The organism is Sphingopyxis sp. (genome assembly GCF_016704835.1).
Taxonomy (GTDB): domain Bacteria; phylum Pseudomonadota; class Alphaproteobacteria; order Sphingomonadales; family Sphingomonadaceae; genus Sphingopyxis.
Map to the genome: position 1 here is coordinate 67,612 of NZ_JADIZJ010000002.1, position 14,285 is coordinate 81,896.

Here is a 14,285-nt window from a genome sequence, read left to right on the forward strand (position 1 = left end):
CCTTAATTGACCGGGTGACCAAAGGATGATTTCTCGGGCTAGCGTCCAATTTTTTTAGGGACATGCCGTGGGTCGGCGATCAATCTCGCTAAACACGCGCCGCGCCTTTGAAGCCGCAGCGCGGTTGTCTGAACAACCTGAATAGTTCGATCGGGCAAGCACTGCTCGCGTCTCAGGCAGGGTGCGATACTTTCGTCATCGGGTTGCGCAATGTGGTTGGGGGCAAAGCATTGATCCGGAGCATGTTCGGCTCGCTCTTGACGGCGGTACTGTTGCTCGCGCTGAGACCGGGCGCGTCCGCAGAGTTAGTTTTCGAGCCGCTTCCGCCCAGCCCGGAACTAAGCGACCGTCGGCAAAGTGCCTATGCCGGGTCCTCCAGCGAAAATCGTACCTGATAGAACAGGTTGGTCCCATTGCCCGTCCGTACGGACGTTGCTGGGCTAAACGGCAGGCCGAGCTTCTTTATGTTTCCCTACTCATGGGGGAGTATTAAAGCTGGATTGGCCGCATCGTGGGTCAGCTGACATGGGTCGATGGAGGGAGCGTCGTCGGTCGTCGTTTCGGGCCCTTGGCCGAAGCAGGAGTTTGGCAAATGGAATTAATGTTCGCCCCTCTCATGGTGGCGGGATCGCGCGCGCGATGAGCCCTGCAACCGTCGCCGCGCTTCTGTTTCTGTCCGGGGTAGCGCCGCCTCCGACCGACCTCGCATCCGAAAGCCAGACTGAGACCGAGTTGCAGCGGGTAGATGATCCCTCGGCCCCACCCGAGCCGCCGATCGTTGTGCCAGCACTCGGCAACACCCCGCATCCCTCTTTAGCCGCGCCAGCAACCTCCGACGACGAGACTATGGCCGAAATGCCCTCGGCGCCCCATGATATTGTGGTGACGGCCCGTGGCGATGCGCCGCCGGGAGATCCGCTTCAAGCGGTCAATATTGCCTCTTATCGGGCGGTCCAGTCGATCGATGCGGCGCTCGTGGCCCCAGTCGCGATGGGCTATCAAGGTATCGTACCCGAACCTGTTCGCGACGGGCTGGGCAATGCACTGCGTAACCTCAGCGAACCCGTCAATTTTCTGAACTTCCTGTTACAGTTCAAGATCGGCAAGGCTGCCGAGACGCTCGGCCGTTTCGCCGTAAACACGACATTTGGTGTCGGCGGCCTTTTCGATGTCGCGAAGACAATGCCTTTCAATCTGCCTTACCGACGCAACGGCTTTGCCAATACATTGGGTTTCTACGGCGTCGAGCCCGGTCCCTATTTCTATCTTCCGCTTATCGGGTCGACGACATTGCGCGATCTGGCGGGCAACAGCATTGACTTGCTCGTCGTGCCGACCGCGGTCGGCGCGCCTTTCGACCGCACGGCATATGCCGTTCCGACAACTGTGGTCAGGCAACTCAATGACCGCATCGAGGGCGACGCTCAAATCCAGCGCTTGCAACAGGAAAGCCTTGATCCCTATGTCGAGACACGGACCCTCTATCTGGAACTGCGCAAACGCGAAATCGACGCATTGAAAGTTAGGCGCAGCGACCGCAATGGCGAGGCTGGACCTCAAACAGAAATCACGGTCAGCCAGACCGGGCCCTTGTCCGATCCAGAAGGTCTCATCTCCGTCGGCCCCCTTGAACTCGAGACGCCGACCTCGGACGGTTTGCCACCGCGACCTTAACGCCAATGATGCACATTTGGCGGGCGCGCAGAGAAGCCAAAGCGCTTCGAAATTTTGCTCGCACGGAACTCAAGCCGTCAACTGCAATCGCCGCGGTGAATCTCAATAAGCTTCCTCGCTGAAGTTTGGTCTTCCGGTTTCGGACGTGTCGAGACAAATGCCCACAACCGCTATCGGTTCGGCCATCGCGGATGAGTTTTTCGATCATGAACGCGTGCCTCGCGCTGTCTCCGACTGGCGTTCCCGAACTCGCCGATGGTCCCATGTCAAATGCTCGTCGCTTTGCGTGGGAACCGCTGGGCCTTCGCGTGGCAAGATGCGCCGCGCGTCAGATGGGTGTTTTGCTCGCCGAATGGCTCAATTACCGCGCAAACCAGGCTGCCAGATTGGGATCTGGATATCTCTTTTCTGTTCAAAAATTATAGGTTCGCAAGCAAGCTTGGGAATATCGTGATCGATGCGGCGGCCAAGAGTGTCATGCTGCACTCGGCAATCAGGGGCCACAAACCGCCGCGATGATCGTGCCGCCTCCGAACGCTGCCGGATTGATCGCGAGCTCGCGGTGCCGGAGACCAGCGTGCTTCCTACAAGTGCCCGTGGGCAACGGTCAGCGCGCCGTTCGCGTCGGTCGCATGCGACATCGCAAGCACAGGCCGCGAAATTCGGAGATCCTTGAGATGGCTCCAGATGACTTGCCTCTTTCCGTCGCAGATGCCCCCGTTTGGTGCCTTGGGCCTGGCGCATGGAAACCGGCGTCGGAGAAGGTTCCCCCGTCTCTCCGACGCCGCGATTTCTATGCGAGTTAGATTGGAACCGCTAAATCGTCAGAATTTTGCTCCGATGGCGACACCATAACGCCGCGGATCAAGAGTATAGATGTTTGTAAAATTACCGGAAGATGCATCGGTGACATAAAGTCCGGTAACCGAGTTGCTATCGAAAATATTCTGAACGAACCCCCGGACAAACCAGCGCTCGTCGGCGCCATTCAACTGTAAAACCGCATTTGCCTGGACGAAAGGTTCGATACGATTAATCCTGCCGTTGAAGATATTGCCATATTGCTTTCCGGTAAGGGAAATGTCGACGCGGGGGACGAGTGTCATACCATTCCCAACCTCTGCCGTGTACTGCACGCCCATCGAGACCTTGACATTCGGCGCTTGGGGCAATGTGTTGCCCTTGATGTTAACCTCGACGCCAGGACTCAATACCTGGATCCCGCTGTTCGCAGGGATAGCGCTCGCGAGGACACCGCAAATGCCGAACGCGCCGCTGGAGGCGATATTGCCGTCCGAAGGAAATTCCTGCGGTGCGCGAAGGCCGAGAGCCGCATTTACTCCCGCAACGAACGCATCAGCAACGCCAGGCGCAGGTCCCGTGACAGCGCAGTGCGCACCATTGCTGATGTCCTTGATAATCACGGCATCAGGATCTCCGCCGCCCGGATCACGCGGATTGGAGAAGAATTGATCGCCGGCGACCTTGGCATTGAGATAGCTGAAGGACAGATTGATAAGCCAGTTCGGGTCCGGCCTGATGACAGACTCCAGTTCGACACCCCAGATATTGGCGTCAACCGTGTCATTCACAGACGTTCTTGCCACGATGCGGCTGAGCTGCAGTCCACTATATTTGTAGTAAAATGCGGTGGCATTCAGTTGCAACGCGCCGTTTGCGAAGACGTTCTTGGAGCCAATCTCGAAGGCATCGATCGATTCAGAGCCGAAACTCTCGCTGACGGCGAAAATCGGAGAAAGCGGAGGATTGATACCGCCGGATTTGTAACCCCTCGAGTAAGATGCATAGAGTGAATTGTCCGGCGTAACCTCGAAGGCCAGAACTGCTCGTCCGGTAATTTCGTCGAAGCTTACTTCGCGAAACTGGGCGAGCTGTTGGCCCGGTGTCCCCGGGTCGGCATCGAAAAGTCCAGACGGCCCGGTGAGAGGCGTTATCGGGGTATCGAACGGATCTCCATCGTTGGCATAAGGGTTCAGGAAACTGATCAGTGTCGTACGCGCCGTTACATCCTTCTTGTCATTGTTGTAACGCAGCCCCCCGGTCAACGTCAGCCGGTCGCTTAGATCGAAATAGACCTCGCCGAAAATCCCATAGCTCTCCAGATTCGATTCCAGCGAGTTGTTCCGATACATCGACGTCGCGAAATAGGATGGCGGAAGGCCGCCCGACAAGGAGCCGAATGAACCCAATATGGCACTGGCGTAATCGAGCGCAAACGAGTTCACATAATAGCTATTGTCGGTGGTTTTCGATTTCGCGTAAATTCCCCCCAACAGGAAATTGAACGGCCCGTCGAAGTCACTCGTAAGGATGAGCTCTCCGCTCCACGATTCGCGTTGTTCCGAAGATCGATCGAAAGAAAGCGGCGTTTCGGAACACAGCGAGTTCCCTTCGAAAGCGCCTCTGCTTCCATCATCATTATCCGAGGTGCACAGCACGCCCTGCGGACCGTCCGGGATGAGAGCGCCGGCAATCGGCGAAAAATAGGCCGAGGAGCCGGGAATGAAGGCCGGCGCCGGCGGAGCAAGACCCGTCGGCAATCCGTTAGCCGCAAAAAAGGCCAGCGTATTGAGCGCCGGGGCGAAACCGGCACGGCTTTGAATTCCAAGAAAATAGTCCTGCCTGGAATCGACTTCAGTATCCTGATAAATGCCGGTGGCCGTCAGGGTCATCGCGCCGAATTTTTGCTCAAGGCGCGCCTGCACCTGTAGCTCTTCCGCAAAATAGAAGGGCGTATAGGCCGTGTTGACGACACGCACATCGCCAGGCTCCTGAAACCCGGAAAACCCGTCAGGGCCATAAAGGCTGCCAAGGCCGAGTACGGCGGGAATGCCCTGAATGGCGAAGAACTCGGAAGAACTGAGCGTCGCACCGACCGTGGAATTTGCGTTCGTGGTATCGAAATCACGTCGATTGTTCAGGCATCCGAGCACGCCCAATGGATCGCGTTGGCACGTTTGTTTCTGGTTTCTGAGGCGCGTGTCCTTTTCCCGGAAATAATAGCCCATGAGATCGATCGTCGTATCAGGACCGGGTTCGAAACGAAGTGAGCCTCGCAACGCATAGAGGTCCCGAGCGTCAATGTCCGATCCATCATAGAGATTCGTCGTATAACCGTCGCGGTTCACATATATGCCCGCCAGTCTCACGCCGATCATATCCCCGATCGGGACATTGACCATGCCACGCGCTTCGATGCTGTTGAAATTGCCATACTCGAATTGCGCTTCAGCCTCGAAACGGGAGAGTTTGGGTTTCGCGGTCACGACATTCACGACCCCGGAGGTCGCATTCCGACCGAACAGGGTGCCTTGAGGTCCGCGAAGGACTTCAATCCGTTCCAGATCGAAATATTCGGTCTCGAACAGGCGTGTTCCGAACAAGGGTGATCCATTGACATGAATTGCGGTCGCAGCATCGCAGGTGACGCCGACGCACAGGTCGCCAACGCCGCGAATAGTGAATGAAGCTGAGGTGAAATTGCCTTTCGAGAAAGATACATTGGGCAGCGTCAGCTGTAGATCCGAGGCATTTTCGATCTGCTGGCTTTCAAGCGCCTCAGCGCTGAATGCGCTGACAGCTATCGGCACGTCTTGCAAGCTTTGCGCCTGACGTTGCGCCGTCACGACGATGACATCGTTACCGCCATCTGGCTCTTCAGCTATGGCTTCCTGAGCATTTGAGACCTGTGGCAACGCCATCAGGACGGCGCTTGCCAACAAATAAGCTTTGTTATTCATCACCCTTCTCTCCCTGTCTCGATTTTTTAGTTTCTTACGCGAACCCGTCCTTTTCCCCGGTAGTCGATGTTCAAAAATGGGGCAGCTCGCCGAGCTGCCCCGAGTTTGAGAGGTGGCCAGAAGGAGATTTCCGGAGAGGAAAAGATTCTCGCCGCCCGGCTTGAAGCTGAGCAGTTTTTCGGTATTTGGTAAAGAACTTTATTATGGCACTTTATTATATTGCTCGGGGCGCTGGGAGGTGTTCCATCTCAGATCCGAAGAAATCAGTTTATACATCCGATGCTTGCTGTCAGCGCTTCAGCCTTGGCACGGTCGAGCGCGCGCCGACGACTTTTGGATGCGGCTGCGGTACGGCACGCCCGATCCCGAGCGCATGTCCCGCCGAAGCTGGACAGCCTTTTGTGGCTCCATGACCTTGCCTTGCTGTTTGCCTCCGGAAGGCATATCGACCAACTGTGCCACGATAGATTTCTTTGTGGCGCCAAGCAACACAGGCAAGAGAAGAAGATCTAAACAGAACATATGAACTCTGCTTGGTTATTTCTGCCTCGGCCTTAGTATTTATGTCTTGCTGTGCAAAAGAGGCCTCATCGTTTAACTAAATGTTGGATCGGCAATTCTCGCATCGCCATTACGGTCGCATGCAACCATAAAATCGCGCTAGACGTTGCTCAAGTCGGCGCTTCCCAAAGCCGGAGAAGGCTCCTCAACGCGGTGACAAAGGCCAGCGGCTGGTCGAGCATCAGATGGTGGCGGGCTTGAGGCACGGCAATGATCGGAATGGCTCCTCCCCCCAGTTCACGAACATATGCCACGGAATCCCGGTTGAAGAGCTGGCTCTCCTCGCCGTGAACGATAGCCTTGCGGCCCGGCGCGTTCACTAGGCGCTCGCCGATGGTGAGCCACTCGTCGGGCCGGTTGCTCCTCCGGAACACTTCGGGAGAGAATTTCCACGTCCAACCCTCCCCGTCACGCCGCAGAGAATGAAAGGCCATATAGTCCAAAAGAAATGGCTCACCGACAGGCTGGGGTGGGGAAAGGACGTATCGACTGCGCGCCGCGTCGTAGCTGGGATAGCGACTTTTGGCTTTGTCCGGGTCGCCGGATCCGGGGCTGGCGCGGCGGAGATTCCAATACGCTTGCAAGAGCGCAGGTCGCATGACCATCAGGTCGCAAACCACAATGCCGGAGAAGGTATCGGGCGATTGGGTGACGGCCGTCAACGCTGCGCCAGAACCGAAACTGTGGGCAATGATCGTGGGCTTGTGGCCATCCGCAAACAGTCCAAGCGCTTCGGCAATTTCGCCGAACTCGCGCCCCCTGGCCAAGGGGTCGGCGTGCCCTCGCATTTCGCTGTCGCCCATGCCGGCAAGATCGAAGGCCACCACATCATAATCTTCGGCCAGAAACGGCGCGATGAAGGAAAAGCAGCGGGCATGCGAGAGAAAACCGTGCGTCATCAGTACCTTGGGTTTCGCCCGGTCGCCCCAGCGAAAGTAATGCGCTTTGGCACCCTCGATCTCTACATAGCCTTCCTCGCGCGGCACCCTGAGAGCGGAAACGAACCATTCGGGCAGATGCGAACCATCGCCCGCCCAGAGAGCGTCGATGTCCTCGGGGCAATCTTCAATCTTTACCGCCTCGTTCATATTGTTGGGCCGTCCTTGCGTGTGAGTTTTTCGAAAGCGAAGCCAGCATAGCTGCCGGCCGCCTCTTCGTCGCAGAGCGCGGCATAGCCAGACACGCTCGGAAAATTGATGAGCTGGCGCTTCTTTCCCGGAATATTCGCGCCCATGTACCATGAGGCCGCCTCGGGAAAGAGCGTCATCGCGCCAGCCGCGGCAACCATTTCAGTCCAGCCAGTTTCGGCAGCCGGTTTGCCCTCGAAAAGATCGATGTCCCTCCTACGCAACCAGACCATGAAATCGCAAATCCAGTCGCCCTGTATTTCCGCGCTTGTCGGGCCATTGGCGAAACCCGACGGGCTGAGAGGACCATAAGCGAACAACATGTTGGGAAAACCCGACACCGCCATGCCGAGATAGGCGCGCACACCGTCTTCCCACGCCTGCCAAAGGGGAAGCCCCTCCCTCCCGGTGATGTTCATGTCGATCAACCCGCCACGCCCGGCATCGAAGCCGGTCGCAAAAATGATCAGATCGCATTCGACCTCACCGTCTTCCATCTTGATGGCCTGGGGCTCGATACGGATGATCGCGTTTGCCTTCAGATCGACCAGCGCGACATTATCCTGCTCGAAAATTTCATAATATCCCTGTTCGAGCGAGGGTCTTTTCGTGCCGAAAGGATGCGGCGGCTCCGCAGGCGCAAGTTTCTCGGCCAGAACGGGGTCGATAATCCGCGCGAGAACCTTTTTGCGCCAGAACTCATAGGCGTAGCGGTTCGCTTCGCGATTGGTCAGTATGTCGGCAAAGTTGTTGTACCAGAATTTGAGGCCGCCCTGCCGCCACAGGGTCTCGAAATGGTTGTTGCGCGTCGTGGCGTCTACATCGAGCGCGGAGATGTCAAGCGACTGGCATTCGAATCCCCCGTTCGTTCGCTTGCGCCGAACAAAAATGGCGGGATAGCCCTGCTTATCACGCTGCTGAATGTCTTCGGTAAGCCGTTCCTGGCGCATGGGCAGGCCCAGAATAGGAGTCCTCTGAAACAAGGTCAGCTTTTCTGCGCATTTGGCGGCCTCCTGCGCGATCTGCACTCCGCTCGCACCAGTGCCGATGACGGCGATCCGGCGGCCCGAAAGATCGATACCCTGTTGCGGCCATCGCGCCGTGTGACACCAATCGCCTTCGAACGCCGCGATTCCTCGCATATCGGGAATATACGGCTTCGATGCGAATCCCAAAGCGGGCAGAAGGAAGTGTGTCGATATTCCTTCCCCGCCCTCAAGCTGCAGGCGCCACCGTCGTCCCTCTTCATCGAACCTTGCGCTTTGGACCCTCGATCCCATCCGCATAAGCGGCCAAAGGCCCAGCGTATCGCAAACATGCCGGAAATAGGCTCTGAGCTCCTTCCATCCGGGAAAGCGCTCGCTCCAGGCCCATGATTTCCAAACCTCGGGTATCGAAAACTCATAGAGCGGTACCTGCGAGTCCACGCGGGCACCGGGATAGCAATTCCAGTACCAAATGCCGCCGGGCTGGGCGGCCGCATCTACCAGCAGCACCTTGAACCCGGCGTCACGCAATTTGTGCAGCAGATAGATGCCGCTGAAGCCTGCACCGACGATCACGGCATCGTAATCGGGAGAGCCAGTCGATCTCACGTCGCGACATTCGATCGTTCGGCAATCGCTTTTGCCGTTGCATAATCGGCCTTGCCGTTCGAGGCTCGCATGGGGATGTCTGTCGGAATTATGGTCTTGGGAGTTTTGTATCCCGCCAAATGTGCGCGCACATGGGTTTTGACCGCTTGTTCGTCGAACTGGGCGTGGTCGTTGAGGTGGACGATCGCGGTTACGGCTTGGCCCCATTTATCATCCGGCACGCCTACGACCAGCGCGTCCCCGATGGCGGGATGGGTCTTGAGCACTTCCTCGACCTCCTCGGGATAAACTTTCTCTCCCGCCGTGTTGATGCAGACGCTTCCGCGGCCGAGCAAGGTCAGGCTGCCATCGGCTTCTACCCGACACCAGTCGCCCGGAATGGAATAGCGCACCCCATCGATCGTGCGAAACGTCTTCGCGGATTTCTCGGGGTCCTTGTAATAGCCTATGGGGATCGCACCCTTCCGGGCGATAAATCCCGGCACGCCGCTCCCCGGTTCGACTTTCTGGTCGGTTTCGTCGAAAACATCGCAGAACTCGCCGATCCCAAATTTCGCGGTGTTCGTGCCGCCCTCCGCAGTGGTGACGGCAAGGCCGAAGCCGAGGCCTTCGGATGCGCCAAAACTGTCCATCAGTACGATTTGCGGAATATGCCGGCACAGGCCGGACTTGACCTCCTTGCTCCACATCACACCGGAAGAGAGGATTGTAACGAGGCTGCTGGTATCCCAGCGGCCAGGGTGGTCGTCGAGCGCGGAAAGCATTGGCTTGGCAAAGGCGTCGCCCACGATCGCTATACCTTCCACCTTGTGCCTTTCCACCGTATCCCACAGTTCCTCGGCATCGAAAGACCATGCCTCCAACGTAACTATCGCGCCGCCAGACATCAGCGTGCCGATCGCAGTGATAAAGCCCGTTCCGTGCATCAGCGGGCAAGAGGAAAGCGTGCGCCTGCCCGGGCCTTCGCGGGCGATCAGCGCGACATTTTCTTCGAGTGTCTCTGGAACGGGGCCGAGCAACTTCTGTGCGTCGAGTTGGGCCTTGCGCATGTCATCATGACGCCACATCACGCCCTTGGGCATTCCGGTCGTACCACCCGTATAGATGAAAAGCAGATCGGCGGGCGAGCGTGTGATGCCGAGCGCCGATCCGTCCCCCTCTTGCGCGAGAGTCTCATAGTGGATCGCAAAGGGCGCGATTGAAGACAGCTCGCCAATTTCGACGAAGGTGCGAACCTTCCTAAGCCGGTCGTTGAGTTCGACGATAGTGTCGCGGAATTCCGAACTGTAAACGATGACCTCGCTGTCGGAATCGTCGAAGATATAAAACACCTCTTCGGCCCGATAACGGTAATTGATGTTCACATGCGTCAAACGCCCCTTGAAGCAGGCCGCCATCAACTCGCCATATTCGGGTCGGTTGCGCATATAGAAGGCGACCTTCGCGCCATCGCGGATGCCGCGTTGGCGCAACCCGCGGGCGATATTGTTCGAGCGCGCCGACATCTCGGGCCAGGTGACGATCCGGTCTCCATGTATCAGAGCCGGCGCATCTTCGGGCATGAAGGGCTCGATCGCGTCGAGAATATCCCCGAGATTCCAGTCGATCACATTGATTCTCCTCTCTGGACGGGGCCGCAGCATCGGGGCGCATGACTCCCGTTACTATCAGGCTGCTCTCGTCCAACCCTGCAGAGCCGCTGCCTCGGCTCGCACCGCTTCGGGGCCACCCAAGACCTGCCGATCGAAGCCGATCCGTTTGAACCAGTAGTGCAGGCCGAGCAGATCGGTGAACCCCATCCCGCCATGCACTTCAGTGGCGGTGCGGGCGACAAATCGGTGGACGTCGCCCGTGAGGGATTTCGCATGGCAAGCCGCGAGAGATGCATCCTCCGGCAGCGCATCGAAGACATGGGCGGCGTACCAGACCAGCGCGCGGCACGGTTCATGGCGTGCGGCCATTTCGGCGCACATGTGCTTTACCGCCTGGAAGCTGCCGATAGGGCGGCCGAACTGCTCTCGCTGACCAGCATAATCGACCGCCTTTTCAATCATGGCCTGCCCTGCGCCTAAGCTGTCGGCGGCAAGGATCACGCGGCCAGCATCGCGCAGCCGAGCCGATGCTGTGCCGCCGTCGTCGGCAAGCGGATCGGTCTCGACAGCCGCAAAGGACAATTCTCCCACGCTGCGCGTGCGATCGATGGTGGTGAGGCGGGTCGCCTTGAGTCCCGATGCTAGGGCTGGGACGAGGTGCAGCCTGCCACCGGCGTCCGCTACGAGATACGCGTCCGCGCCTTCGAAATCGAGGCAGAACAGGGCGGTGCCGCTAAGCTTCCCTTCGACGAATTGAACTCCCGCGCCGTCGCGCGCCTGGACCGTCGCGGAAATCGCGACTCCGATACGGGCCTCGCCACGCGCGATCTTCGGAAGCCATTGGCACTTTTGCTTGTTAGTTCCTGCCTCGCTCAGCGCGATCGGGGCGAGAACTACGCTGGCTAGAAATGGCGCTGGTGTGACCGCATAGGCGAGTTGTTCCGCCACGACCGCAGCGTCGAGAAGGGTCATGCCTAGGCCACCATGCTCTTCGGGGACAAGCATGGCTGGGACCGCCAGATCGTGGAGGGCTCCGAAAATAGTGTCACTTAACGGGTTGTCGCGCCCGGCACATTCGCGGACATGCTCAAGCGGGGAGGTATCGGCAAGACACCGCGCAACTGCGTCGCGCAGTATCTGCTGATCCTGCGAAAGGCCGAAGTCCATCACGCCGCTCCCTGCCTGTCGGTCTGCATGCCTGCCGCTCCCTTCGCTTCGTCGGAAATCCGCGCCAGCTTCGGCTCGCGCGGCATCTCTAGGCCACGTTCGGCGATGATGTTCTTCTGGATCTGCGCGGTGCCGCCACCTATTATGAGGCCGAGTTGGAACATATAGTTCCATTGCCAAGCCCCTCCGTCTCGTTCCCGCGGGCTGCGGTGATACAAAATGCCCATCTCGCCCATCGCGTCGATCGCCAGCGCAGAGATCTGATGCGCGACCTCGCAACTCTGCAGTTTGACGATCAGCTTCGCCATGCCGCCAGGCTCGCCCTTGAGGCTGTTCGATAGAATGCGCATTCCATTACATTTCATCGCCGTCACTTCGGCCTGGAGCGCCACCAGCCGGTCGCGCAGGACCGCATTGTCGATCGCCCGACCTTCGCCGATGGATTCCTGCTGCATCAGGCCAATCAATGCCTGCAGCCGGTTCTCGAGTGCGTCGGGATCGCCCAGCATTCCGCGCTCGTGGCCAAGCGTTGCGTTCGCGACGAACCAGCCCTGTCCTCGCTGGCCGACGATCTGGTCCACCGGAACCCGCACATTAGTAAAGAATGTCTCGTTGAACTCGGCGTGACCGGTCATCGTCTTCAAGGGGCGTACCTCGATCCCCGGTATGTCCATCGAGAAAATCAGATAAGAGATACCGCTATGCTTCGAGGCCTCGAGTTCGGTCCTCACAAGGCAAAAGATCATGTCGGCTTGCTTCGCGGTGCTGGTCCAGATTTTCTGGCCATTTATAACGAATTCTCCATTTTCGATGCGCGCGCTGGTCTTGAGGTTGGCGAGGTCCGATCCCGCACCGGGTTCGGAATATCCTTGGCACCACACGACTTCGCCCGTCAGCGTTGCTGCGATCCACCGCCGCTTCTGTTCATCGGTGCCCAACTCGAGCAAAGTCGGGACGAGCATTGAGATGCCCTGGTTCGCCAAGCCGCTCGGAAGCCGAGCTCGCGAAAACTCTTCCGCGATAATGCGCGATTTGAGTATATCCGGCGCCGCTCCGTAGCCGCCATATTCGGCCGGTATCGTGCGCGCCGTATAGCCGTGCTCGATCAATAGCTTTTGCCATCGGATAGCTTCGGCTGAGGGCCGGGAGAACCGGGTGGCGGAGGGTGGCGCCAAATGTCTGTGCGCATTGATGAAGGCGCGGATCTCCGCGCGGAAGGCGTCATATTGGGGGCCGTAGTCGAGATCCATGTCGTCTCTACCCTTCACGCGGACGAAAAACAGGAAGGCGAAAGTCCCCCCCGATCATTTCGAAATCGAGTTCGACCGGCAGATCGAGTGCGAGGATGTCACGCTCGCAATCCACGAGGCGCGTGGCCATGCGCACGCCTTCCTCAAGTTCCACCACGGCAGCCACGAACGGGACGTCGGCGGCAAAAGCGGGGTGCAGCGCCTGATGGGTCACGGTCCAGGAAAAAAGCGTGCCCTTGCCGCTGCTGGGTTCCCAGGAATAGTCTGGCGAGCCGCATCGTGCACACATGTAGCGAGGCAGGTGGCGAAAGATGCCGCAACTTCCGCAACGCTGGAAATAGAGTTGACCGTCCTGGCACAGCCTCCAGAACTCCTGTTCGATCGGGTCCTGCGGCCGCGGCTGCGGCTTGGCCGGCGTTGCCTGCGCGGAGGGCCGCGCCTTGGGAGGCACATCATGCTCGTCGCTCATGCAAACCTCCTGAGGATCGCGATGCTGCCATCGCCAAGGTCTCCCCAGCCTGTCACAAGGCCGGTCTGGGCTCCGATCACTTGACGCTCGCCGCAGTCATGGCGCAGCTGTCGTACTGCTTCCACAACATGGTTGAGACCCCAGACATGCGCCTCGCTAAGCAAGCCGCCATGGGTGTTGATCGGTAAGCGCCCGCCCAGCTCGATCTGGCCATTGGCGACAAATTCGGCCTGCGCGCCAGGCTCGCAATATCCGAGCGATTCGAGCTGCAGCAGAACGATATAGGTGAAACAATCGTAGATCTGGAGGAAGTCCATGTCGTCGCGCGTGACGCCCGCCATATCGAATGCGCGCGGGGCGGCATCGCTGAGGCCGATCTTGAAGGGGTCGGGGCGGGAAGGGATGTCGTCGGCGGGATAGGGATGGCCTTCGGCCGCGCCGGCGATGCTGACGGGCACATGCGGCATGTCTTTGGCACGGTCCATGCGCGAGAGGACGACAGCACAGGCGCCATCGGTCTCGAGGCAGCAATCGTAGAGGCGAAACGGCTCAGATATCCAGCGCGCCGAATAATAGGTTTCCGCGTCGAGTTCGCGGCCATAGGTAAAGGCGCGTGGATTCAATTGCGCATGACGGCGGCAGGCGAGCGCCACGGCCGCCATCGCATCTTCGCCAACGCCGTAGAGCTTCGAGTGACGGGTCGCCAGCCAGGCGTACATCTGCACCGGCAACAATACGCCGTAGGGGCTGTAGTAGCCTTGGATCGTATTGGTCAGGGTGTTCATGTTCATCGGCCGGGTGGGCGGGGCGCCCGGCTTAGGTCTGAGAGCGGAATAGCCGTTCCAGCCCAGTGTCACGAGCACATGATCGCATAGACCACAGGCGATCGCCATGGCGGCATTCTGTAGTGCCGTTGTCGGGCTGGCGCCGCCCATGTGCACGGTTGCCGCATAGCGCAGCACATCAATGCCCAGATTGGCGGCCATCTCCTCCGACGTCGTATAGATTGGCGGCGGCACCATGCCGTCGATATCGGAGGGTTTCAGTCCAGCATCCGCGATGGCCCGGCGCGAGGCGGTGAGCATCATT

Annotated in this window: 9 protein-coding genes; 1 reads left to right on the forward strand and 8 read right to left on the reverse strand. The window is 58.8% G+C overall.

Going from position 1 to position 14,285, the window contains the following annotated elements; genetic code table 11:
• The first annotated feature begins 846 nt into the window (after positions 1–846).
• Positions 847–1,674, forward strand: coding sequence for a VacJ family lipoprotein (locus IPF76_RS08065; RefSeq protein ID WP_052182482.1), 828 nt, complete (start codon positions 847–849; stop codon positions 1,672–1,674).
• Positions 1,675–2,498: 824 nt separating this feature from the next.
• Here IPF76_RS08065 and IPF76_RS08070 read toward each other — a convergent pair.
• From IPF76_RS08070 to IPF76_RS08105, 8 genes are all read right to left on the reverse strand, one after another.
• Positions 2,499–5,435 carry a TonB-dependent receptor gene (locus tag IPF76_RS08070; protein WP_293842827.1) on the reverse strand — a complete coding sequence of 979 codons (2,937 nt, stop codon included), beginning with the start codon at positions 5,433–5,435 and terminating at the stop codon, positions 2,499–2,501.
• A gap of 671 nt (positions 5,436–6,106) precedes the next feature.
• Positions 6,107–7,084 carry an alpha/beta hydrolase gene (locus IPF76_RS08075; RefSeq protein WP_037557592.1) on the reverse strand — a complete coding sequence of 326 codons (978 nt, stop codon included), beginning with the start codon at positions 7,082–7,084 and terminating at the stop codon, positions 6,107–6,109.
• Complete coding sequence (locus IPF76_RS08080) at positions 7,081–8,718, reverse strand: NAD(P)/FAD-dependent oxidoreductase (protein WP_052182483.1); 1,638 nt, start codon at positions 8,716–8,718, stop codon at positions 7,081–7,083. The genes IPF76_RS08075 and IPF76_RS08080 overlap by 4 nt, the downstream gene beginning before the upstream one ends.
• Positions 8,715–10,328: an acyl-CoA synthetase gene (locus IPF76_RS08085; RefSeq protein ID WP_037557593.1), complete on the reverse strand. Its 1,614-nt coding sequence runs from the start codon at positions 10,326–10,328 to the stop codon at positions 8,715–8,717. The genes IPF76_RS08080 and IPF76_RS08085 overlap by 4 nt, the downstream gene beginning before the upstream one ends.
• A 57-nt stretch (positions 10,329–10,385) precedes the next feature.
• Positions 10,386–11,477 (reverse strand): acyl-CoA dehydrogenase family protein, encoded by a 1,092-nt coding sequence (locus IPF76_RS08090; RefSeq protein ID WP_037557595.1) that lies wholly within the window; start codon positions 11,475–11,477, stop codon positions 10,386–10,388.
• Positions 11,477–12,727: an acyl-CoA dehydrogenase family protein gene (locus IPF76_RS08095; protein WP_037557597.1), complete on the reverse strand. Its 1,251-nt coding sequence runs from the start codon at positions 12,725–12,727 to the stop codon at positions 11,477–11,479. Before IPF76_RS08095 ends, IPF76_RS08090 begins: the two co-directional genes overlap by 1 nt.
• Before the next feature lie 7 nt (positions 12,728–12,734).
• Entirely contained in the window at positions 12,735–13,196 is a 462-nt protein-coding gene (locus IPF76_RS08100) for an OB-fold domain-containing protein (RefSeq protein WP_037557599.1), read from the reverse strand.
• The gene (locus tag IPF76_RS08105; RefSeq protein WP_293842212.1) at positions 13,193–14,284 is read right to left on the reverse strand and encodes a transporter; all 1,092 of its coding nucleotides are present in this window, start codon (positions 14,282–14,284) and stop codon (positions 13,193–13,195) included. The genes IPF76_RS08100 and IPF76_RS08105 overlap by 4 nt, the downstream gene beginning before the upstream one ends.
• Position 14,285 lies beyond the last annotated feature (1 nt).